The organism is Kitasatospora sp. NPDC127060, assembly GCF_042724935.1.
GTDB lineage: Bacteria > Actinomycetota > Actinomycetes > Streptomycetales > Streptomycetaceae > Kitasatospora.
The window spans coordinates 200,881-222,845 of record NZ_JBHXEG010000002.1; the positions used below are offsets into that span (position 1 = coordinate 200,881).

General features: G+C 75.7%; 17 protein-coding genes. 7 read left to right on the forward strand and 10 right to left on the reverse strand.

Features of this window, described 5'->3' with window-relative positions; translation table 11 throughout:
• Positions 1 to 3 precede the first annotated feature (3 nt).
• From ACFWIS_RS02890 to ACFWIS_RS02900, 3 genes are all read right to left on the reverse strand, one after another.
• Positions 4 to 2,394, reverse strand: a complete 2,391-nt coding sequence (locus ACFWIS_RS02890; protein ID WP_380459894.1) for an ATP-binding protein — start codon at positions 2,392 to 2,394, stop codon at positions 4 to 6.
• A gap of 336 nt (positions 2,395 to 2,730) precedes the next feature.
• Positions 2,731 to 5,391, reverse strand: coding sequence for a BTAD domain-containing putative transcriptional regulator (locus tag ACFWIS_RS02895; RefSeq protein ID WP_380459892.1), 2,661 nt, complete (start codon positions 5,389 to 5,391; stop codon positions 2,731 to 2,733).
• A gap of 215 nt (positions 5,392 to 5,606) precedes the next feature.
• Positions 5,607 to 6,074, reverse strand: coding sequence for a hypothetical protein (locus tag ACFWIS_RS02900; protein WP_380459890.1), 468 nt, complete (start codon positions 6,072 to 6,074; stop codon positions 5,607 to 5,609).
• A gap of 359 nt (positions 6,075 to 6,433) precedes the next feature.
• Between ACFWIS_RS02900 and ACFWIS_RS02905 the strand changes: the two genes are divergently transcribed.
• On the forward strand, positions 6,434 to 9,457 hold the full coding sequence (locus ACFWIS_RS02905) for a BTAD domain-containing putative transcriptional regulator (RefSeq protein ID WP_380459888.1): 3,024 nt from the start codon (positions 6,434 to 6,436) through the stop codon (positions 9,455 to 9,457).
• Here ACFWIS_RS02905 and ACFWIS_RS02910 read toward each other — a convergent pair.
• A complete protein-coding gene (locus ACFWIS_RS02910; RefSeq protein ID WP_380459886.1) occupies positions 9,447 to 10,070 on the reverse strand; it encodes a sigma-70 family RNA polymerase sigma factor in 624 nt (207 codons plus the stop codon). The two genes, ACFWIS_RS02905 and ACFWIS_RS02910, sit on opposite strands and share 11 nt — an antisense overlap.
• A 155-nt stretch (positions 10,071 to 10,225) precedes the next feature.
• The gene (locus ACFWIS_RS02915; protein ID WP_380459884.1) at positions 10,226 to 10,576 is read right to left on the reverse strand and encodes a hypothetical protein; all 351 of its coding nucleotides are present in this window, start codon (positions 10,574 to 10,576) and stop codon (positions 10,226 to 10,228) included.
• 514 nt (positions 10,577 to 11,090) lie between these two features.
• Between ACFWIS_RS02915 and ACFWIS_RS02920 the strand changes: the two genes are divergently transcribed.
• The 5 genes from ACFWIS_RS02920 to ACFWIS_RS02940 all read left to right on the forward strand — a co-directional run bounded on the left by ACFWIS_RS02920 (position 11,091) and on the right by ACFWIS_RS02940 (position 16,278).
• Positions 11,091 to 12,623, forward strand: a complete 1,533-nt coding sequence (locus tag ACFWIS_RS02920) for a flavin monoamine oxidase family protein (protein WP_380459883.1) — start codon at positions 11,091 to 11,093, stop codon at positions 12,621 to 12,623.
• Positions 12,620 to 13,963 carry a glutamate-cysteine ligase family protein gene (locus ACFWIS_RS02925; protein ID WP_380459882.1) on the forward strand — a complete coding sequence of 448 codons (1,344 nt, stop codon included), beginning with the start codon at positions 12,620 to 12,622 and terminating at the stop codon, positions 13,961 to 13,963. Before ACFWIS_RS02920 ends, ACFWIS_RS02925 begins: the two co-directional genes overlap by 4 nt.
• Before the next feature lie 159 nt (positions 13,964 to 14,122).
• Positions 14,123 to 14,368, forward strand: coding sequence for a hypothetical protein (locus ACFWIS_RS02930; protein ID WP_380523460.1), 246 nt, complete (start codon positions 14,123 to 14,125; stop codon positions 14,366 to 14,368).
• A gap of 128 nt (positions 14,369 to 14,496) precedes the next feature.
• Positions 14,497 to 15,240, forward strand: coding sequence for a class I SAM-dependent methyltransferase (locus ACFWIS_RS02935; RefSeq protein ID WP_380459878.1), 744 nt, complete (start codon positions 14,497 to 14,499; stop codon positions 15,238 to 15,240).
• Between the two features lie 78 nt (positions 15,241 to 15,318).
• Positions 15,319 to 16,278, forward strand: a complete 960-nt coding sequence (locus ACFWIS_RS02940) for a phosphatidylinositol-specific phospholipase C (RefSeq protein WP_380459876.1) — start codon at positions 15,319 to 15,321, stop codon at positions 16,276 to 16,278.
• A gap of 48 nt (positions 16,279 to 16,326) precedes the next feature.
• Here ACFWIS_RS02940 and ACFWIS_RS02945 read toward each other — a convergent pair whose 3' ends face one another.
• Entirely contained in the window at positions 16,327 to 17,367 is a 1,041-nt protein-coding gene (locus tag ACFWIS_RS02945) for a DUF2690 domain-containing protein (protein WP_380459874.1), read from the reverse strand.
• A 376-nt stretch (positions 17,368 to 17,743) separates the two neighbouring features.
• On the opposite strand from ACFWIS_RS02945, the gene ACFWIS_RS02950 reads away from it, so the two are divergent.
• Entirely contained in the window at positions 17,744 to 18,304 is a 561-nt protein-coding gene (locus ACFWIS_RS02950; protein ID WP_380459872.1) for a helix-turn-helix domain-containing protein, read from the forward strand.
• A gap of 100 nt (positions 18,305 to 18,404) precedes the next feature.
• On the opposite strand, the gene ACFWIS_RS02955 is transcribed toward ACFWIS_RS02950, so the two are convergent.
• The 4 genes from ACFWIS_RS02955 to ACFWIS_RS02970 all read right to left on the reverse strand — a co-directional run bounded on the left by ACFWIS_RS02955 (position 18,405) and on the right by ACFWIS_RS02970 (position 21,872).
• A complete protein-coding gene (locus tag ACFWIS_RS02955; RefSeq protein ID WP_380459870.1) occupies positions 18,405 to 19,169 on the reverse strand; it encodes a D-Ala-D-Ala carboxypeptidase family metallohydrolase in 765 nt (254 codons plus the stop codon).
• Positions 19,170 to 19,265: 96 nt separating this feature from the next.
• Positions 19,266 to 19,985, reverse strand: a complete 720-nt coding sequence (locus ACFWIS_RS02960) for a peptidoglycan-binding protein (RefSeq protein ID WP_380459868.1) — start codon at positions 19,983 to 19,985, stop codon at positions 19,266 to 19,268.
• Between the two features lie 293 nt (positions 19,986 to 20,278).
• Positions 20,279 to 21,367 carry an N-acetylmuramoyl-L-alanine amidase gene (locus tag ACFWIS_RS02965; protein WP_380459866.1) on the reverse strand — a complete coding sequence of 363 codons (1,089 nt, stop codon included), beginning with the start codon at positions 21,365 to 21,367 and terminating at the stop codon, positions 20,279 to 20,281.
• Between the two features lie 118 nt (positions 21,368 to 21,485).
• A complete protein-coding gene (locus ACFWIS_RS02970) occupies positions 21,486 to 21,872 on the reverse strand; it encodes a peptidoglycan-binding protein (RefSeq protein WP_380459864.1) in 387 nt (128 codons plus the stop codon).
• Positions 21,873 to 21,965: the final 93 nt, after the last annotated feature.

Here is a 21,965-nt window from a genome sequence, read left to right on the forward strand (position 1 = left end):
CCGCTACGGGGCGGCCCGGCCGCGGCGGCCGTCCGCGCTGAGGTCGGTGAGCGCCTCGGTGAGGATCTCCCGGGCCTCGTCCGCCCGCCCCTGCTCGATCAGCGCGGTGCCGAGCTCGGTCAGGGTCTTGGTCATGCTGTCCGGGCGCCCGATCGCCTCGTAGTGCACCAGCGCCTGCCGGTAGGCCTTCTCGGCGGCCGGCCAGCGCTTCAACGCCGCCCGGTCCTGGCCGAGTTCGTGCGCCGTCATGGCCGCCAGCAGGTGCATCAGCGGGGAGGACCAGCGCTCCACCAGCTCCAGCGCTCCCGCCAGCGCGCGACGGCGGGAGTCCACCGCCTCCTCGGCCCGGCCGAGGAGGCGCAGGCAGGTCGCCGCGCCGCGCAGGGTCACCAGCCGGCCGATCAGGGCGGCCCGGTTGTCGACCTCGGCGAAGGCCTCCGCCGCCCGCTGGTAGCTCTCGCTCGCCTCCCGGTAGCGCTGGAGGTGTCGCAGCCCCGCGCCCAGGTAGGTGAGCGCCCAGCCCTGCTGCTCGTGGTCGCCCAGGCTCCGGGCCAACTCCAGGCCCTCACCGGCGAGTTCGACGCCGCGCTGGTAGCGGTGCAGACAGGTGACGTACGTCCAGGCCAGGTAGTTCACGTGCACCGCCTCGGCCCGCCGGTCCCCGCTCGCCCGGGCCGAGTCCACCGACAGCTGGAACACCTCGCCCCAGAGGTCCCAGCTCAGCAGGCGGTCGGAGAACCAGTGCATGGCCTCGGCGGTGTCGATCACCTCCCGGTGCCGGCCCTCCCGCTGCGCCCGGTACAGCGCCGCCAGCCACTCCGGGTGCTCGTCCTCCAGCCAGCGCGCCGCCTCGGTCAGCGGCACCGGCGGGCCGCCGACCGCTCCGGTGCCCTCGGCCTCCGCGTGGTCCGGGTCGAACCGCAGGCCGTGGGCCGCCGCCTCGCGCAACAGCCAGCTCCCGGCCTCCGTGCGGGCCCCGGCCACCGCCTCGGGCGTCTCGTCGGCGGCCAGCCGCTCGCCCGCGTACAGCCGCACCAGGTCGTGCAGCCGGTAGCGCTCGGGGGTGGCCGGCTGCACCAGACCGGCGTCGACCAGCTGCTCCAGGACCAGCTCGGTACGGGTGGCCGACAGCCCCGCGTAGCGGGCCAGTACGGCCGCCGTGAAGTCCTGGCCGGCCGTCAACGCGCAACGCCGGAGCACCCGTTGGGACTCGGCCGGCAGCCTGCGGTAGGACAGCTCGAAGGCCGGGCGGACCGCCAGGTCCCCTGTCTCCAGCAGATCCAGCCGGTTCTCCTCGGCGGCGAGCTGGCGCACCAGCTGGGCCACCGGCTGCTGCGGACGGGCCACCAGCCGCTGCCCGGCGATCCGCAGCGCCAGCGGCAGGTAGCCGCACAGCCGGGCCAGCTCGGCGGCGGCGTCCGGGGCGGCCTCGACCCGCTCGGGCCCGGCGATCCGGGCCAGCAGGGCGGCGGCCTCCACCGGCGAGAGCACATCGAGCCGCAGCCGGTGCACCGCCTCCAGCCCGGGCAGGGAGTGCCGGCTGGTCACGATGGTCACGGCCGGCCCCGAGCCGGGCAGCAGCGGACGCACCTGACTCTCGTCGACGGCGTTGTCCAGCACCAGGACCAGCCGGCGCTCGCGCACCAGGGCGCGGAACAACCCGGCCCGCTCCTCCGTCCCGGTGGGCACCGCGCCGTCCGCCACCCCGAGGGCCCGCAGCACCTGGCCGAGCGCCTCCCGGGCGGGCAGCGGGGTCGCGGACGTGCCGCCGAGGTCGAGCGAGAGCTGGCCGTCCGGGAAGTCCGGGGCCAGGGAGTGGGCGGCGTGCAGGGCGAAGGCGGTCTTGCCGAGACCGGGCTGACCGCTCACCAGCACCACCCGGGGGTGGACGGGGTGCCGGTCGGCGGTGAGCTCGGCGAGATCGGCGAGGGCGTGCTCGCGGGCGGTGAAGTCGGCGAGGTCGCGCGGCAGCGCGAGCGCACCGGGGGACGCGGGGGCTGCGGGGGCTGCCGGTGACGCGGAGGCTGCGGGGCGCTTCGGGCCTCCGGCGGTCTCCGGTACGGCTCCCGGCGCGGCCGGCGCCGGGGTGGCCGACGCCGGGGTGGCCGGGAGCACGGCCGTGCCCTGCGACGGCACCTGCCGTACGCCCCGGGGGCGGCCGGACTGCGCGGCCCGCTCCAGGGCGGAGGTCTGCGGGCCGTCCAGCCCCAGCGCGGCGGCCAGCGCCTGGACGGTGCGCCGCTGGGGACCCCGGGTGCGGCCGCGTTCCATGTCCCCGAGGGCGCGCAGGCTGACTCCGGCCGTGGCGGCCAGGTCCTCCTGGGTCAGGCCCGCCGCCACCCGGTACCCCGCCAACAGGTGGCCGAACTCTCCGGTTCCACTCGCAACCGCCATCTCCCCGCCCCGCCCCTGGTCCGCACGCACGCCGCTCTGCCGCCGTTCTGCCGCAGTTCTGCCGGCCAACGCGCCGGGCAGATCGCCTCAGGCAGAAGTATGCCCCGGCGGAAGTGGTGCGCGTACCCGGCGCCCGCCTGCGGGGATGCCCGGGACACCGGCGCCAGGCACCCGGTTCCGCCTGCCAGAACCGCCGGTAGTTCCGCCTGTGCGCCCGGCGCAGAAGGCAGTTGTGCACCCGGGACCGTGCTCGGTACCCGGCCGGCAGGCACCCCCGGAGCACGCACCTCGCCCGCCCGCCCCGCCCGTTTCGGCCAGGGCAGCGTCCAGCGGACCTCAGGCCCGCCCCAGCAGTTGCTCCCGCTGTCGGGCCTCCGCCCCCTCCGCGCTGCGGCCGAGTTCGGTCAGCAGGTCGGCGAGCAGCCCGTGCGAACGGGCCTCCACGGCGGCGTCGCCGACGGTGCGGCCGAGGGCCACGGCGAGCTGGGCCGAGGACAGTGCCGCGTCCCGGCGGCCGAGGGCGTGCAGGGCGCGGGCCCGGCCGTGGGTGGCGAGCACCGCCGCCACTCCGCCCGGACGGCCGTCGGCCGTGGCGAGGCGGACCGCCTCGTCGGCGTGGGCGAGCGCCCTTTCCGGGGCGCCGACCAGCACCAGGGCCTCGGCGAGCCCGGTCAGCGCGCGGACCAGCAGGTGTCCGGCCGTCGGGGTGCGGGCAGCGGTCACCAGGTCGGTCAGCAGCGGCAGCGCCCGGTCGTACTGCCCGGCCCGTACCAGGGCGGCCGCCACCCGGTCGCGGCAGTGGTGGCGCAGCAGGGTGTCCCCGGCCCGGTCGGCGGCCGCGACCGCCGCGTCCAGTTGCTCCAGGGCGGTGCGGTGGGCCGCCCGGCGGACGTGCAGGACGGCGAGGTCGGTGCCCAGCCGGGCGAGCGCGGCGTCGTCGCGGTCGGCGTGCGCGGCGCGCAGCCCGATCTCGGCGACGGCCCGCCAGTGCGTCCGGTCGCGGTCGGCGGCCTCGTCCGACCGTTCGTGCAACAGGCTGATCCGGTGGGCGAGTTGCCAGGCGGCGCCGGTGCGGCCGTACTGTTCGGCGCGGAGTACGACGGCGCGCAGGGCGCTCTCCTCCCTGCGGAACCAGGCCGGTGGCCGGGTGGCGCCGGCGTCGGCCGCGTCGTCGTCGCTCCAGGGGTCGGTGAGTTGCAGGTAGTGGGCGATGAGCCGGTCCAGCGCGCCGAAGCGCTCGGTGCAGTCCAGTGCGGCGGCCTGTCCGGCGGCGTAGCGGCGGACGAGCTCGCGGCGGGCGTAGCGGCCGGGGGTGGTCTCGGCCAGCAGGTGGACGGCGTCGAGCGCGGTGAGCTGGCTGCGGGCGGCGGCGGGCCGCAGGTCGGCGAGTGCGGCGGCGGTGGCGGTGTCGATCTCCGCGCCGGGGTGCAGCCCCAGCAGGGTGAACAGCCGGGCGGCGGCGGGCGGCAGGGACCGGTAGGTGCGGTCCAGGGCGGCGGTGACGCCGGTCGGGCCGCGTTCGGTGCCGACGCCCGCCAGGGCGGCCAGGCCGGTCTGCTCGTCGGCGAGTTCGGCGGCGAGGTCGGCCGGTGACCAGTCCGGGCGGGCGGCCAGCCGGGCGGCGGCCAGTCGCAGGGCCAGCGGCAGGTGGTCGCAGTGTTCGGCGAGTTCGGCGAGTTCGGCGTCCGCCTCCGGGCCGGTGGTCTGACGGTCGGGGCCGAGGGCACGGGCGAGCAGCGTACGGGCGTCCTCGGGGCCGAGCGGGCCGAGCGGGAGCGCGAGCGCGTCCTCGTGGACGAGCAGTTCGCGCAGCCGGTTGCGGCTGGTGACGACGACGACCGGGCCCAGGGCGGTGCTGCCGGGCTCGGGCGGCCCGGGCAGCAGCGGGGCGAGCCGGCGGTAGTCGGCGGCGTCGTCCAGCAGGATCAGGATCCGGCGGTCGGCGAGGAGTTCGCGGTAGCGGGCCGCGCGCTCGGCGGGATCGGCGGGGACGGCGCCGGGGTCGACGCCCAGGTCGGCGAGGAAGCCGGCCAGGACGTCGGCGGGCTCCCGCGGGCCGTCCGGGTGGGTGCCGCGCAGGTCTGCGTGGAGCACGCCCTCGGGGAAGCGCTGCGCCGCCCAGTGCTGGACCAGCCCGGTCTTGCCCACCCCGGCCGGGCCGGTGACCAGGATCGGGCGGCCGGTCCGGGCCGCCACGCCCAGGGCCTCGTGCAGCCGGGCGAGTTCGGCGGCGCGGCCGACGAAGCGCCGGTCGGGCGCGGCGTGGCGCGCCAACTGCTCGCCCGCCAGCCGTAGTTCCGGCCCGGGCGGGCCGGACAGCCGGGCCACCGCGTGGTCGTAGCGGGCCCGCGCCTCCGGTCCGCGCCCGGCCTGCTCCAGGCACTGGACCAGCCGGGCGGCCAGCGGCTGCCGGCTGGGGTGGGCGTCAGCGGCCTCGGTCAGCTCGGCGACCAGTTCACCGCCGTGACCGGCCAGCACCAGTTCCTGCGCCAGCCGGTCCAGGGCGCGCAGCCGCAGGTCGGTCAGGTACGGGAGGGTGCGCTCGCGCAGCAGGGCGGACCCGCAGTCGACCAGCGCCGGCCCGCGCCACAGGTCGAGGGCCGCGCGCAGCAGCGGGGCGGCCGGGGTGTCCGGCCCGGCTCCGGCGACGGTCCCCGGCAGCAGGAGCCCGGCCCGGTCGCAGAGCGCGCCGAACCGCACCAGGTCCACCCGGTCCGCGTCGCCCTCCAGGACGTACCCGCCGCCGCGGGTGCCCAGGATCAGCCGGGGATCGTCCAACTGCTGGCGCAGCGCGGCCACATGACCCTGCAGCGCGGCCCGCGCGGTCGGTGGCGCGGCGCCGTCCCAGACCAGCTCGATCAGCTCCTCGGCGCCCACCGGCTGGTTCAGCCGGGTGGCCAGCGCCCCCAGCAGGGCGCGCCGCTTCGGAGCCGAGGGCGTGATCTCGGTGCCGTCGGCCCGCCGGACCGCCATCGGTCCGAGCAGCTCGATCTCCATGCTTTCCTTCCCCCGTGCCACGGGTCTCGGGCCCGCCCCGGTACTCCCGGCTCGGGACTCCCGGCCGCTGGTTATCGCTCCCCGAGTGCCCGTGACGGTGCCTTCAGGGCGTGTCTGACATTCCCGCCGGGGGCGCGACGCCGGGGGCGCGCGCTGACCCGACGCGAATGGTCAGACACGCCCTAGGAGGGGACGACGGGCCGGGGCCGGGCGGTTCAGTCGACCGGCTCGCCGACCGTCCGCCGCGGGTGTTCCGCCAGGTCGGACCAGGCCGGCGGCGTCCTGGTGTCCGGGCCGTCGAGGACCAGTACGTCGAACGGCGCGTAGTCGTCCCCCAGGACCCGGGCGGTGAAGCCGGCCGCGGCCAGGATCGCGATCACCGCCGCGGCCATCGCGGTGTGGATCCCGCCGGCCTGCCGGGTCGCCCCGGTCGGCTCCCCGTCCCGCCCCGGGTCCGCCGCCCGGCTCCGCAGCCGGGGGCTGGTGTGCCAGCTCACCAGCACCTCCGGCTCCTCGCCGAAGTGCTGGTTCCAGGTGCTCACCCGGACCTCCGCGCCGACGGCCAGCGCCGTGTCCAGGCCCGGGGCCACCACCGGCAGCCCGGCGGCGGCGAGTTCGTCGCGGACCCGCTGGGCCAGCCGCTCGAACCGGGCGTTCACGTGTCTCCCGTGAGTCTCGTCCATGCCCGCACGCTACCGGGACGCGCCGATCCCCCGCAGGCGAGCTCCCCTCGGACCGCACCCCGGCCCGCTCGCCGTCCACGGCGGGCCCACCGTCGGCGAACGCCCACCCCTGGGCCGCACACGCGTGCGCACCGCGCCATCCCTTCGACCGCCGCACCGAACCGTCCCCGCCGCACCGCACCGCTTCCCGCTCCGCCACACCCCCCCGCAGGCAACCATCCCGCACCCCTACGGACTCTCTATCCACGGCGGCCCACCGACGACCGACGTCCGGGCACGGGCAGGACATGTGTGCGCACTACACTTCTCCACCCCGCAGGCCGCCGACGGCTCTCGGGTGTTGCGAGGTGGGAGTACTGGTGCGGATTCGGCTGCTCGGGCCGGTGGAGTTGCAGGTCGCGACCGGCGGCCTGGCCCCCCTGGCGGGGTCGCAGCGGCGGGCGGTGCTGGCGCTGCCGGCGCTGCGGCTGGGCCAGGTGGTGAGCATGGACCAGTTCTGCGAGCTGCTGTGGGGCGAGCGTCCGCCGGCCAGTGCCCGGGCCGCGGTGCAGGGGCACGTCGCGGCGGTGCGCAAGGTGCTGGCCGACTCCCCGTTCGAGTTGCACACCCGGGCCTGCGGCTACCTGTTGAGCGGGCCGGCCGAGGAGGTGGACGCGCTGCGGTTCGCCCGGCTGACCGGGCGGGCCGGGGAGCTCGCCGGGCGCGGGGCCGTCGGGGAGGCGATCGCGCTGCTGGAGGAGGCGCTGCAGCTGTGGCGCGGCGAGGCCCTGGCCGACCTCCCGGACACCCCGCTGCGGGCCGCCGCGGTGGACCACCTGAAGCAGTCCTCCACCGCGGCCCTGCTCCACTGGGCCGAGCTGCGGCTGCGGCAGGGCACGGGGGCGGCCGCGGTGGCCGTACTGGAGCAGAACGTGCGGCGGGACGGGCTGCGCGAGGAGCTGGTGGCGCTGCTGATGCGCTGCCTGCACCAGGCCGGGCGGCCGGCGGACGCGCTGAACGCCTTCCACCGGACCAGGCTGCGGCTGGACCGCGAGCTGGGCATCCGCCCCGGACCGGCGCTGCGGGCCGCGTTCGCCGAGGTGCTGGCGGACGACCATCCGGAGGCGGTGCGGGTGGCCGCCGCACCGGCTCCCGCTCCCCCGGCCGCCGTACCGCTCCACCGGGCCCCGAACCAACTCCCCCGCCGACGCGTCGACGTGATCGGCCGCACGGCCGAGACCCGGTGGCTGGACCGCGCCTGCGCCCCCGACCGGGCCACCGACGGACCGGCCCTGGTGGTCGGCCCGGCCGGCACCGGCAAGAGCGCCCTGGTCACCGCCTGGGCCCATCGGGCCGCCGACCGCTTCCCGGACGGCGTGCTGTACGCGGACCTACGCGGCCTCGACCCGGACGGCCCGGCCGACCCGGGGGCCGTCCTCGGCCGCTTCCTGCGCGCCCTCGGCGTCCCGGAGGACGCCGTCCCCGCCGACCGGGCCGACCGCGCCGCGCGCTACCGCGAACACACCAGGGGCCGTCGCCTGCTGGTGGTCCTGGACGACGCCGCCGACCCCGACCAGCTGGTCGAGCTGCTGCCCGAGGGCCCGGACTGCGCCGCCGTGGTGACCGCCCGCGGCTCTCTGGAGAAGCTGGTCGCCACCGACGACGCCGCCCTGCTGCGGTTGACCGCGCTGCCCGAGGACGACGCTCTGGCCCTGCTGTCGCACCTGCTGACGCCCGGACGCCTGGCCGCCGAGCCGGCGGCGGCCGCCGAACTCGTCCGGCTCTGCGAGCACCTGCCACTGGCCCTGCGGATCGCCGCCGCCCGGCTGGCCGCCCACCCGAGCTGGACGGTCGCCGAACTGGTCGCCGAACTCGCCGACGAGCAGACCCGCCTGGCCGCCCTGGAGATCGACGGCGGGACCGGCCTGCGGCAACAACTTCTACTGACGTACCGTCAGTTGCCGGTCGAGGCAGCAGAGCTGCACACCCTGCTGGCCGTCCACCCCGGCCGCGCGGTGGACGGCCCGGCCGCCGCCGCACTGCTCGGCACCGACGCCGCGACCGCCCACCGCGCCCTCGGCGACCTGGCCTCCCGCCATTTGCTCACCGGTGCCGCCCCGGGCCGCTACCAGCGCACCGAGCTGGTCCGGCTGTTCGCCGCCGACCTGCTGGCCGAGCGGCCCGCACAGGACCGGGAGCACGCCCGCACCCGTTTGCTGGACCACTACCAGGCCGCGCTGCTGCACTGCGGCGGTCTCCTCGACCCCGGTCAGGAGGACACCCCGGCGCCCGACGAGCCGCTCCGGCCCAACCGGCCGTCCCCACCCGTCCCGCCCGTCCCTTCCGTCGTGGACATCCGCAGCGCGCTCGACTGGTTCCACGCCGAGGAGCCCGCCGTCCGGGCGCTGATCGAGTCCACCGCCCTCACCCGCCCCGACCGGGCCTGGCGGCTCGCCCTGACCGCCGGCTCGCTGTACTACGGCGCCAGCCGCTTCACCGACTGGCTGGCCCGCGCCGACACCGGTCTGGCCGCGGCCGAGCGCTGCGCCGACCCGGTGGCGGCGGCCTTCCTGCACAACTGCCGGGCGCAGGCACTGGTCGCCCTTGAACGCCGCCGCGAGGCCGCCGAGGCGGCCCGTCGGGGGGTGGCCGCCGCCGAGTCCGCCGAGGGGCCCGCCGCGGCCTCGGCGCGCGTGCGCGCGCTGGCCACCCTGGGGCTGGTCACGGCGATGCTCGGGGATTCCGCCGGGGCGCGGCGGCTGGCGGCGGACGCGACCGCGCTCGCCGTCGAGTCGGGCAACCGGAAGCGGCTGGTCGACGCCCTGGTCCACCAGGGCTGGGTGAGCCTGGCGACCGGAGACCCGGCGGGCGCCCGGCTCCGCTCCCGGGAGGCCCGGGAGCTACTGCCGCCCCGCCCGGTCACCCAGGTGCACCTGTGGTCGCTGCTGACCGAGGCCCAGTCGCTGCCGCCGACCGTCCGGGACGAGACCGCGGACCTCGCCTGGCACCGGCTGCTGGCCGCCTGCGAGGAGGCGGGGCTGCTCTACCTGCACGCCGTCACCGAGCAGTCCTACGCCGCCCACCTGGTGGCCCGGGGCCGCACGCCGGAGGTGCGCGCGCGGCTGGCCTCGGCGCTGGAGCGGTTCCGCCGGCACGACCGACTGGCGGGCCGGCGCAGCGAGTTCACCGCCGGACTGGAGGCCTCCCTCAGCCTGCGCGCCGACGCCGGGCCGGGCACCGGCATCGTGCGGGGCGCCGTGCCGGGCACCGGCATCGTGCGGGGCACCGTGCCGGGCACCGGCATCGTGCGGGGCACCGTGCCGGGCACCGGCACCGACGCCGGAGAACCACACGGCGACCGGCACGGCGACCCGCACGGCGAGGTCCGGACCCTCAGCCCGTGACCGGCGCGTACCCGTGCTCCGCCGCCAGGACCGGCCGCATTGCCCGGACGGCGTAGAAGTTCCGGGACTTGACCGTCCCCGGCGGCACCCCCAGCTCGACCGAGGCCTCCAGCACCGAACGGTCCTTCAGGTGCAGCTCGACCAGCACCTCCCGGTGGTGCTTCTGCACCCGCCGCAGCGCCAGCGCGATGTCCCGGGCGACCAGCACCTGCTCGTACGGGTCGTCGGCGACCGGCCGGTCCTCCACCGGCTCGCCGATGACCTCCTTGGCCCGGGCGGCGGCCATCCGGTAGTGGTCGATGGCGATCCGCCGGGCGACGGTGAACAGCCAGGGGCGGCTGTGCGCCGGGCCGGCCGCGAGGGCCGCCGGGTTCTGCCAGGCGCGCAGCAGGGTCTCCTGGAGGATGTCCTCGGCCTTGCCGTGGTCGCCGCGGGTGGCCCGCAGCAGGGCGCGCAGCAGGTAGCCGCCGTGCAGCCGGTGGATCTCGGCCAGGGTGTCAGGGTCGAGGGTCGGCCGGGCCGGGGCCGGCTCCGGGGTGGCCGCGGGGTCGGCCGGGGGGCCGGCCGGCGGCCGGGCTACGGACGTGGGCTGAGCGACGGACGGCTTCGACACGCGCTACCTCTCAGGTCGGGCAAGGGCACATGGCAGGGCTTCCGCCGGACATCCCCCGTGGCGGTTCCAGCAGACTGCCGGGCGCCGCCAAGGACCGGCCAACGATCCGCCAACGCCCGCCCGCCGGGCACCCGACCCGTCGGCGAGTGCCGCGCTCACTCCCCGTTCAGCGCCCGCACCAACTCCTCCACCCCGTCCTCGCCCCGGTGCTCGATCAGCACCGCGACCCACCCCGCCAGCCGCTCCCGCTCCGCCACCGTCCACCCGGACGCCGACGGGTGCTCGTCCACCACCAGCGCCCGCGCCAGCCCCAGCAGCCCCGGCGTCGGCTCCGGCCGACACCCCCGATCCGGCAGCACCGCCAGCGCCAACCGCCGGGCGACCGCCGTCACCTCGTCCGCACTGCCCGCCGGCACCGCCAGCCCGGACGGCCCCGGCACCACCGGCGCGCCCATCCGCACCAGCGCAGCGACGTACGCCCGCAGCTCCGGCCCGTCCGCTTCCATCCCGTGTTCCCCCGTCCTGTCCCGTCCCGCTCAACGGGCCCCCCACCGAGCGGGGTTCAGCCCCGCCCTGCGGACGTCACCCGTCAGCACCCACCACATTGTCCTCGTCCACTCCGAAGCCGAGCCTAGCCAGGTGCACCGACAGCGGATTTCCCGCCACCACCCGTACCAGGCCCCGGCGGCGCGGACGAAGAACCGAGGCCCGCCGGGCGCCTCCGGCCGGCCGGAGGCGCCGGCCCCCCCGGCCCGACGTGCGGTTCCTCGTCCGGCTCGTCCGGCTCGTCCGCGCCGCCCGCGGAACACCGGCCCGGGCACGTTCGGGCCCGCCGCGCGAAGGCCCGCGCGCCCCGGACACCCGGGTGCGGTCGGCCCCGGCCCGGTCCACCCGGTAACAAGATTGGCCCTGCGAACCCGGGCCGCCGCGTCACCCGCACCGGCGCCGCCGAGTGGCACACGAACGAGGCCTGGCCGAGGCTGGGGCGGAAGTCCCGGTCGCCAGAGGGGTGCGGTGTCGATGTTCGATACGAGCTTTGCGTTCCCGCCCTCCCTGCTGGCCCCGGTGGTCGGCGCCCGCGGCCGGATCGCCGTCGTCGGCGCCGGTGTGGCCGGCCTGGTGAGCGCGTACGAGCTGCAACGGCGCGGCTTCGACGTCGTCGTCTACGAGCAGGCGAACCGGCCCGGCGGGCGGGTGCGCACCCACCGCTTCTGGGACGGCACCCACGTCGACCTGGGCGCCATGCGCATCCCCGGCAACCACCACTGCGTGCTGCACTACGTCTCCCGGTTCCGCCTGCAGACCCGCCCGTTCGTCAACGCCAACCCGCGCGCCTACTACCACCTGCGCGGTCGGCGGGTGCGGGTGCAGGAGGTGGCCTCGCTGTTCCCCGCGTACGCGCTGGCCCCCGCCGAGCGGCAGGCCCCCGGGCCGCTGCTGGACCGGCTGCTCGGCTCGGTGTGGAGCACCCTCACCGCCGAGCAGCAGGCAAGCACGCTGGCCGGCCACTGGGACGACCCGGCGCTGGAGCGGGCCGCCTCCGTCTCGCTCTGGCAGTTCGTCCACGAGCACCTGTCCCAGGACGCCTGGGACCTCTTCGGCCACGCCAGCGGCCTCGCCCACTACGAGCAGTCCTCACTGCTGGAGGTCCTGGTCGACTACTTCGGCCTGTTCCACCACGGGCAGGTCGAGCTGGTGGACGGCCTGGACGCGCTGATCCGCGCCTTCGTCCACGCCCTGCGCCCCGGCAGCGTCCGACTGTCCGCCCGGATCGACGAACTCGCCCTCACCCCGGACGGCGTCCGGCTCCGCGGCACCCGGCTCGGCGCCCCGCTGCACGACCACGTCGACTACGTGGTGTGCTGCGTCCCGGCGCCCGCACTGGACCGGATCACCGTCAGCCCCGGCCTGCCCCACCCGCAGCGGCACGCCGTGCGCGGCATCAGCTACGCCAGCAGCACCAAGACCGTGCTGCACCTGACCCGGCGCCGGTGGGAGCTGGAGGACGGCATCCACGGCGGCGGAAGCTTCACCGACCTGCCGATCCAGCAGTGCTGGTACCCCTCGGACAACGCGGTACCGGCCGAGGACGGCGCCAACGGCAGCCCCGGCCCGCACTGGGCCGTCCGGGACCCGCTGCGCTCGGCCGAACCGACCGCCCTGCTCGGCGCCTACCTGTGGGGCGCCAACGCCCGGCGCTTCACCGCACTGCCCCCGGCCGACCGGGACGCCCTCGTACTGGACTGCCTGGAGCGGCTGCACCCCGGCATCACCGCGGACGTCGACGACATCCTGCACTGCGACTGGGACGTGCAGGCCGGCATGGGCGGCGGCGCCTTCGCCCACCTGACGCCCGGCGAGCACACCCGCTACCTGACCGTGCTCGGCGCCCCGCACCCCGCCGACGACCCGCGGATCTTCTTCGCCGGCGAGCACCTGTCCGGCGCCCACGCCTGGTGCCAGGGAGCCGCCCGGTCCGCCCTGGACGCCGTGGACGCCCTGCTCGACCGCGCCGGCCACCCCCGGATCGCCACCCGGGTGGGCACCGCGTGACGGACCGCGAGCTGACCCGCGCGGACCTGCGCGCCCCGTTCCGCCCGGCCCGCCGCGAACAGGTCGGCATCGAGGTGGAGTGCGGCCTGGTCGACCCGGCCACCGGGCTGGCCGCCCGCTACTCCGGGGAGCGCGGCGTGCTGGCCGTCCTGGAGGCGGTGCTGGCCCGGTGGGGCGGCGAGCGGCAGGAGGACACCGGCCGGCTGACCGGGGTGCTGCGCCCGGACGGCAGCCAGATCACCCTGGAGCACGGCGGCCAGCTCGAGTACTCGTCCGCGCCCGCCCCCGGCGTCGGCAAGGCGGTGGACGACTTGCGGGCCGCGCTGGAGCAACTCGCCGAACTGGCCGACCGGTTCGGCCTGGCCCTGCTGCCCGGCGGCTACCTGCCGTTCGACCGCCCGTCGGACATGGAGTGGGTGCCGATGACCAGGGGCGCCCTGATGCGCGAGCACTTCGCCGGGCTGGGCGAGGCGGGCAGCAGGGCCCGCAACATCATGGCGCTGTCGCTGTCCACCCAGGTCACCCTGGACTACCTCTCCCCCGAGGACTTCACCCGCAAGCTGCGCACCCAGGCGGCCGCCGCACCGGTGGTCTCCGCCCTGCTGGTCAACTCCCCCCTCCAGGCCGGGCGTTCGGAGGGCCTACTGTCCCACCGTTGCTGGTCCTGGCTGCGGATGGACCCGCGGCGCAGCGGCGTGCTGCCGCCCGCCCTGCGGCCCGGCGTCACCGTGGACGACGTCATCGACTGGGCCCTGGACATCCCGCCGATCCACTACCGCGACCCGGCCGGCCGCTACCACCCGGCGCCCGACCGCACCTTCGCCGAACTCCTGCGGCACGGCTACCCGGAGGGCGGCAAGCCCACCCCGGCCCACTGGGCCGCCCACCTGAACCAGCTCTGGACCGACACCCGGGTCCGCGGCACCCTCGAACTGCGCGGCGCCGACGGCCCGCCGCACCCCTACTCCGCCGCCGTCCCCGCCCTGTGGACCGGCCTCAGCTACCACCCCGCCTCCCTCGCCGCCGCCTGGGACCTGCTCGGCCACTACACCCTGGCGCAGCACCGCGCCGCGCTCGCCGAACTGCCCGTCCAGGGCCTGGCCACCCGCCTCGGCGACGACCCCGTCCGCCCGCTGGCCGCCGAACTGCTGCGTCTGGCCCGGACCGGACTGTCCGCCCGGGTCGCGGCCGGCCTGGAACCGCCGCACGTCCCCGGCTACCTGGACCCGCTGGACGAGATCGTCGCCACCGGCCGCACCTTCGCCGAGCAGTGCCTGGGGCGCTGGCACGGCGAGTTCGGCCGGGACCCGGCCCGCTACGTCGCCGCCCACCGGGTCTGAGACCGGCCCGGGCGCGGTCACCAGAGGCACTCCGGGGGCCCGTCAGAGGCGCGTCAGCAGGACGTCAGCAGTTCGTCAATCCGGGTTCGCCCGCGGGCGGAGCGGCGCAAGCTGAGGGACGCACCTGCAGGTCCGCAGGTCCTTCCGGAGGTGATCCGCATGTCCGTCCTCGCTGGGTTCCATTCCGTCGTCCCCGACGTGCGCCACCGGGGGCCGGGGCTGCGCGCCGCGTGCGCGCGGGTGCTGGAACGGCTGTCCGCCAGCCCGCTGGACAGCTCCGTGCTGGGGGCGCTGGGCGCACCGCGCTCGACCGCCCGTCCGGCCGGGCCGCAGGCCCACCGGCACCCCGCCACCCGCACGGACGGGTCGGCCGCCATGGCGGCCGACCGGCACCCCGGCCGCTGAGGCGACCGCCGCCAGCGGCCTCGGGCCCGACGCCACGCGAGCGGTCGGGCCCGAGGTCCTTGCCCTCCCGCGTCCGCGACCGATAGACACGACCCCGGCACTGTGCGTGACACCCGGAGGTCCCAGCCATGAGCGTGACGAGTCGGTACCGAAACGCCTGGGAGGGCTTCTGGAGCGAGGCGCCCGAGGAGCCCGGCTCGGTGATCTGGGACGCCGAGCCGGCCCGCACCGCGGAGCGCCACCTCGCCCTGTTCAGGCCCTACTTGAGCGAGCCCCGGCTGCCCGTCGTCGACCTGGGCTGCGGCAACGGCCGGCAGACCCGCTTCCTCGCCGAGCACTTCCCCCGGGCCGTCGGGGTCGATCTCTCCGAGACCGCCGTCGGGCTCGCCCGGCGCCAGGACCGATCGCAGCTGGCCGAGTTCGCCCAGCTGGACGCCACCGACCCGGCCGCCGTCCGGGCCCTGCACGAGCGCCTGGGCGATGCCGACGTGTACGTGCGCGGGGTGATCCACCAGAGCGACCCGGCCGACCGCGGCCCGGTGGCCGAGGCCGTCGCGACCCTGCTCGGGTCGCGCGGCCGGGCCTTCGTCGTCGAACTCGCCGAGTCCGCCAAGGCCGTGCTCCAGGGGCTGGCCAAGGATCCGGCCGGGCCGCCCCCGAAGCTGCGCCCGGTCTTCGCCCACGGCCTCGCCCCGGCCGAGGTGGCCGACGCGGCCTTCGACGGGCTGTTCCGCTCGGCCGGCCTGACCGTGCTGGCCTCGGGCGAACTGCCGTTGTCGCTGACCGAGTTCACCCCGGACGGCGAGCGGATCGAGCTGCCGGCCTGGTGGCTGGTGGTCGGCCCGGACGGGCGGGAGCCGACTCCGCGCTGAACCCGTTGACGCGGCGGCCCCGTTCGAGGAGTGTCGGGTCAAGTCGTCAGAGCCGCACGGGGCAGAGGGAGCCGGTCCATGGGCATCGCACGTCGTGATCTTCTCAGGTGGGGCGTCGGGGCCGGCGGTGCGGCCGCGGTCGGGAGCCTGCTCGGGGTGCCGTCCGCGGCCTGGGCGGCGGGCACCTCGACCACCCCGGGCGGGGTGCCGACGGACGGTTGGATGGGCCGGCTGGACGGGAACCTCTCCCTGCTCGACCTCACCGTCCCCGGCACCCACGACTCCTGCTGCCAGAACCCCCGGTACGGCACCGAGTGGTCGCACACCCAGAACTGGGGCCTGCCCCAGCAGTTGCAGGAGGGCGTGCGCTTCCTCGACATCCGCTGCAACGGCCTGGAGGGGGCGCCCGACGAGCTCGGGATCTACCACTCCGACGCCTACCAGCACCTCCGGCTCCAGGACGTGCTGGACCAGTGCCGGTCCTTCCTCCAGGCGCACCCGGGCGAGACCGTCCTGATGCGGTTGAAGAACGAGCACGCCGGCGGCCAGGCCCTGGACGACACCGAGTTCCAGCGGCGGGTGAACCACTACCTGGACGACCTGGGCTACCGCGGCCTGTTCCACTTCTACGGCTGGCCCACCCTGGGCGCGGCCCGCGGCAAGGTGGTGCTGCTCGCCGACTTCGCCAACCCGTGGGGCCTGATCGGCTGGTCCAGCGGGCAGAACGACTGGTTCGACACCCAGGACGTCTGGCAGATCGGCGGGCTCGACCCGCTGGGCGAGAAGGGCCGGGACATCGTCGCCCAGTTCGACAAGGCCTTCCTCAACCCGGGCTACCCGAGGATGTTCGTGAACTTCCTCAGCTACGCGGGCGGCTTCTGGCCCAAGACCAGCTCGCAGACCCTGATGGACCGTGCCGTCTACCCGTACCTGAGCGCCCGCACCGGGCAGCGGGCCCGGTTCGGCGTCGTGCCGATGGACTTCCCGGACTTCCATGTGAACGTGTTGCAGATGCTGATCGACAAGAACTTCGTCTGACGGGCACCGGAGCGCCCCGGCGGCCGCCGCCCGGCCGCCGGAGCCCGCTCAGGAGCCCGGCGTCGCGGTCGGGGTGGCGGCCACCGGAGCCGGGGCGCCGCTCACCGGGGTCGGGGTGGACGGGACCAGGACGTCCGCCCGGGTGGCCGGGTCGGTGACCAGTCCGGTGCAGCCGTCGCCGTCCGGCTGATGGCCGCACACCCGCAGGGTGGTGTCGGGCGCGCCGGCGTCCACCATCATCGAGTAGTTGTCGAAGCCCCAGTGGATCCGGGCGGTCTCCTGCCCGCCGGTGCCGGTGGTGATGGTGGCGGTGTCCCCGGGGGCGCCGTCCGTGATCCCGGCCCAGGCTGCCCGGCAGCGGGGGCTGTAGTGGACGTACAGCACGACCTTGCCGATGTTGCCGGTCAGCAGGGTGCGGTCGTCGGCCTCGCACCCCATGGCCGCCGGGTCCTTGCCGGCGCAGCCGAGGCCCTGGCAGAGCGGGTGCGCCGGCGCGGTCGCGCTCGCCAGGGCCTGGGTCGCGGTGGCGGCCGGACGCCCGGCGGTCGCCGCCGGGGCGGCGCTGTCGCCGCCCCGGCCGTGCAGGTAGAGGCCCGCGAGCAGCACGAGCACCGCGGCCGCGGCGACGGCGGCGACGACGAGGGTCGGTGTGCGGCGCCACCCGGCGCCGCGCACGGTCGCGGGCACCGCGACGGGGACGGGGACGGGGACGGGGAACGGGACCGACACCGGGACGGGCCTGGCGGCGGCCGCGGGCACGGCGGCGGAACCGGCGGCCGGTACGGGTAGGGCGGCCGGCGTGGGCCCGGTCGGCTCGTTCGCGTCGCGGGCGGCCTCGGCCTGCCGCAGCAGGGAGGTCAGCAGTTCGGCGTCGCAGTCCACCGCGGCGATCAGGCCGTCCAGTGCCTGGGAGGTGATCAGACGCTTGCCGTTGAGCCAGCGCTCCCAGGAGGCCTTGCTGAGGTAGGTCCGCTTGCCGAGTTCGGCGAGCGAGATCCGGTGCGCGTCCTTGACCGCTCGCAGCTCCTCGGCCAGACGCCGAGCGGGCTCCGAGAGGTCGTCAGGGAGCGGTTTCCAGGACTGACTCATCGTGGGGGGGCACCTCTGGCGGGTCGACGGCAGGCATGGACTGATCTTCTTTGGGATGATCAGTTTAGTCGCGTTCCGGCTCCTGCCCTCATCAGTTTCCCACCGCGCCCACCCGATCGTCTCACCCGTCTCCACTTCAGCGTCTCAACTCCCAGGTCAGTGGCCCGGGGACACGGCGCATCGTCTCAGAACCAACGGAGACGGTCGAAGATCGGTGCACGATCGCGCAGAGTTGGTCACACCGGGTAGCCCCGAGGTCAACGCCGGGTCTGGTCCGGGCAAAGACCTCGCAGCCGTCAGAGCAGACGAGCGCCCCCCGGCACAACGGGACCATGCACAACAACGGTCATCTCAGAGGAAGTTCGGGGAGAACCTCATGGGCCGCCAACACGCGTCCGAGATCACAACACCGTCACCTGCCGATCAGCTCGCCGACGAGCTGCAGTCGTTGAAGAACCTGTCCGGTCTCACCTATGTCCGGCTCAGCGAGCGCACCCACTACGCGAAGTCCTCGTGGGAGCGCTGGGTGAACGGGAAGCAGTTCCCCCCGCGGGACGCGGTGCAGAGCATCGCGTCCGTCTGCGGGGGCGATGTCGAACACCTGCTGGAGCTCTGGCACCTCGCCGAGAGCCGCCGCGTCACGTTCCTCACTCCGGGCGCCCCCGCGCCCGGAGGCGAGGCGCCCGGTACCGACCCGGCCGACGGGCCCACGGAGAACGGGCCGCTCCGGGGCGGGCCGCTCCGGAACCGCTCGCCCGAGGGCGGGCCGGGCGAGGAGCGGTCGGCCGACTGCGGGCCGACCGAGGAAGCCCACGCCGAGTGCCCGCACCGCCGGGAGGCAACCCTGCTGAAGGGGTTGGCCCTGGTCTCGCTGGCGCTCGGAGCGGGCGGGGTGCTGGTCGCCACCGGCCGCCGGGGCCTGCGCCGCGAGGTCTGACCGGCCGCGGTACCCGGTAACACAGCAGCACGAGAACAAGGACAGCGGCACCGCGCCCCGTGGGGAGGGCGCGGTGCCGCTGTCGTGGGGGCGCTCGCCGTTACGCCACGCCGTCCTGCCACCACCAGAAGCCGGAGCCGTAGTTGGAGTGCTCGATCCGGCTGTCCACGTGCTGCCAGGAGACGGTGTGGGTCTCCAGACCGGAGAAGCCGCAGGTCTCGGCGATCCGGTAGACGTCGAGCGTCGACAGGCCGGAGACCGCGGTGTCGGCCGCCACGCCGTAGGTGTGCATGGAGTTGCTCGCCCCGCCCACCGAGGCGTTGTACGAGGTGCTGCGGAACCCGGAGTTGATGGTGATCGCGCGGTCACCGGCCTTCTTCCGCAGGGCCTCCAGCTTGTACATGGTGCGGCGGACGTTCTCCTTGACCTCGTCGGCACCGACGTTGCCGCCGCCGAAGCCCGAGCCGTCGTGGCTGGTGAACTCCGACCAGTTGAAGTGGGCGGTGGAACCGTCCGACTTCTCCAGCGCGTTGAGCACGCCGAAGGTCTGCGGGCCGGCCACGCCGTCCGCGCTCAGCCCGTACGCGGCCTGGAACCGGCGCACCGCGGCCGCGGTCCCGGGGCCGAAGGAGCCGTCCACGGACACGTAGGTCTGCGAGGCGGAGTCCGCCGCCCAGCCCGCGACGCGGATCTGCAGCTCGACCACGGCCGAACCGGAGGAACCCTGGCTGAGGTTGCCGGACCAGCCGTAGGCGGCCGCGGGGCGGGCGAACCCGATGTTGGCGACCGCGGCGAGCCCGGCGGCGGCCACGGCGCCGGTGCCGTAGCGCAGGAGGGCGCGGCGGTCGAGGGAAGAGTTGTTCACAACGTGCTCCTTCGAGGAGTCGGCACGGGAAGACGTCGAACAGGGCGGTGCAGGGGGTCCGTCAGGACCGGGCCGGCCGGAGCCGGCGAGGGCCGGTCAGTACCAGTTGTGGGACTGCCAGAAGCTCCAGGCCGAGCACGGGTCGCCGTAGCGGCTCGCGATGTAGTCCAGGCCCCACTGGAGCTGGGTGGCCGGGTTGTACTGCCAGTCGGAGCCGGCGGTCGCCATCTTGTCGCCCGGCAGGGACTGCGGGATGCCGTACGCCCCGGACGACGGGTTGGTGGCGTACACCTTCCAGCCGCTCTCGTGGACGTAGATCGCGTCCAGGCAGCCGAACTGGCTGCTCACGCTCCAGCCGTGGCTCGGGAACTTCCACTGGGCGGTGATCTGCACCGTCCGCGCGACGCCCATCGCGTTCATGGTGGCCGGGCCGGCGATGCCGTCGTCGCTCAGGTTGTGCGCGTGCTGCCAGTTGCTGACGGCGCCGGTCGTGCCGGAGCCGTAGGCCCCGTCCGCGCCCGAGCCGGCCACCCGCTGGACCTCGGCGACCTTGTTGTGCAGGGCGAGTTCGGTGCGGGCGCCGTAGACGCCGTCCTCGTCGAGGCCGTTGTCGTGCTGGAAGCTGCGGACGGCGGCGGTCGTCTGCGGGCCGTAGTTGCCGTCCACGCCGCTGCTCGCCAGGTAGCCGATGCCCACCAGGTTGCGCTGGACCCAGGTGGTGGTGTCGAGTGCCTGAGCCTGCGCGGGCAGCAGGGCCAGTGCGACGAAGGCCAGTACGGCCGCGGCGAGTGCGCGCAGGGCCGAGGTTTTCTTCACGGTCTTCCCATCCCCTCCGGTGCCTGTCGGGGTGATCAGGCGGTGCCGCCCACTCTCGGGGGGCGGTCGGCCGTCCCGCCAGGCGATCCGCGGCACCGGGGACGTCCCGGGCACTCCCGGGACGCCCGGGACGGCGGTGCGAGCGGCCTGGGACGGGCTTGAGACGGGCTTGAGACGGGCTGGGACGGGGCTGGGACGGGGCTGGGACGGCCCCGCGGGGGTGCCGGAAGCGCCGGTGACCGGCCCCCGCTGTCCGTACGGACCGGGCCGGTCACCGGGGGGGGAGGGGGAGGTCAGCCGAGCAGCCGGCTCCAGGTCCGGGCGTCCACCACGCCGTCGGCCGGCAGCCCGGCCGAGGACTGGAAGGACGTCACCCCGGCCTGGGTTCCCGGGCCGAACGCACCGTCCACGCTGACCTGGATGCCGTGCGCCACCAGCTGGCTCTGCACGCCCTGCACCGCGCTGCCCGAGGCGCCGCGGGCCAGCGGCGCCACGACCTGGCTCCAGGTCTGGTTGCCGGCGACGCCGTCGGCCGAGGCGTGGGTGGTGTTCTGGAAGGCCGTGACGGCGGCCTGGGTGGCGGGCCCGTAGGCGCCGTCCACGGTCAGCGACTGGCCGCGCTGCACCAGCAGGTACTGCAGCGTCTTCACGTTCTCGCCCGAGGCGCCGCTGCTGAGCACCGGCCAGACCGGACCGGTCGGGTCCCCGCCGATCCGCGCGGCGACGTCCCGGCGGATCTGCGGGATCAGCGCGTAGAGGCGGTCGCCGGGGCACTCGGTGTTGTTGAAGTCCCGGTGGCCGTAGACCTGGTAGGCGCGCAGCCCGTACTGCTGGCAGATGTAGGTGATCAGTTCGATCAACGCGGCGTACTGCTGGCTGCGAGGGTCGACGGTGGAGTAGGTGCCCTCGTTCTCGATGCCGATCGCCACGGTGTTCTGCGCGGTGCAGTGGGCGCCCTCGACGTGCTGGGTTCCGCTGCGCAGGGTGGCCAGGCTGCTGTGCCGGCCCTCCATGATGTAGGCGCCGCGGCTGACGGTGAAGTGCTGACCGGTGTCGATCCAGTGCTCGCTGTCCATCTGGTAGGTCTGCATCGAGCGGGCCAGCGAGAAGGCGGCGGCCTGGGAGTAGTCCGTCACGTTGGGCGTCGCGGTGTGGTGGACGATCACCTTGTCCGGCGCCCCCGCCACGAAGTTGAGCGGGCTGCTGGCCGGCCGGGCACCCCAGGCGCCGGTGTCGGCGATCACCGGCCCGGTGGCGGCACTCGCCACCCCGGTGGTCAGGGCGGAGCCGAGCAGGGCGCCGGTGCCGACGGCGAAGGCGCCGGCCAGGAAGGTGCGGCGGCCGGGGCCGACCGGGGCGGAGGCGGGGTCAAGGGCGTTCATACGGGACTACCTGGTCCTTCGGGGAGCTGACGGCGGCGGATGGACCCCTGCCCCCGGGCCTGCTGACGGCACGGGGGCAGGGGTGGCAGGGGTGCGGCGTTCCGGGGCGGGCGTCCGGTCAGGAGCTGGTGGGCAGCGCGGCCCGGCACTTGCCGTCCCACTGGTCGTCGCCGTAGGCGAGCACCATGTCCCCGGTGAGCGGGCCGACGATGCCGTCGGCGCTCTTGGTGTAGCTGATCAGGGAGTTCTGGAACCAGCGGATCGCGTTGTCGGTGTTCGGGCCCCAGTAGCCGTCTTCCTTGAGCTTCGGGTACCAGCCGCCGCGGGCGTCGATGAACACGTTGATGTCGTGCTGGACGCACTGCACGGCCGTCCAGTTGTTGGCCTGGCCCGGGCCGACGTACCCGGCGTTGGTGTTGGCGCTGGCGGTGCCGGACACGGTCAGCAGGGCGGCGGCGGCAGCCGCCACCGCGGCGGCGCGCTTGACCAGGGCGTGGATGGCCACGGGTACTCCTCGAACTCGGCAGGGGTCCGCGCTTCGGCGGACCGGACGGCTGCCACGCTAGGAGCGCCGCGATCCCGTGCACCACGCTTCGCC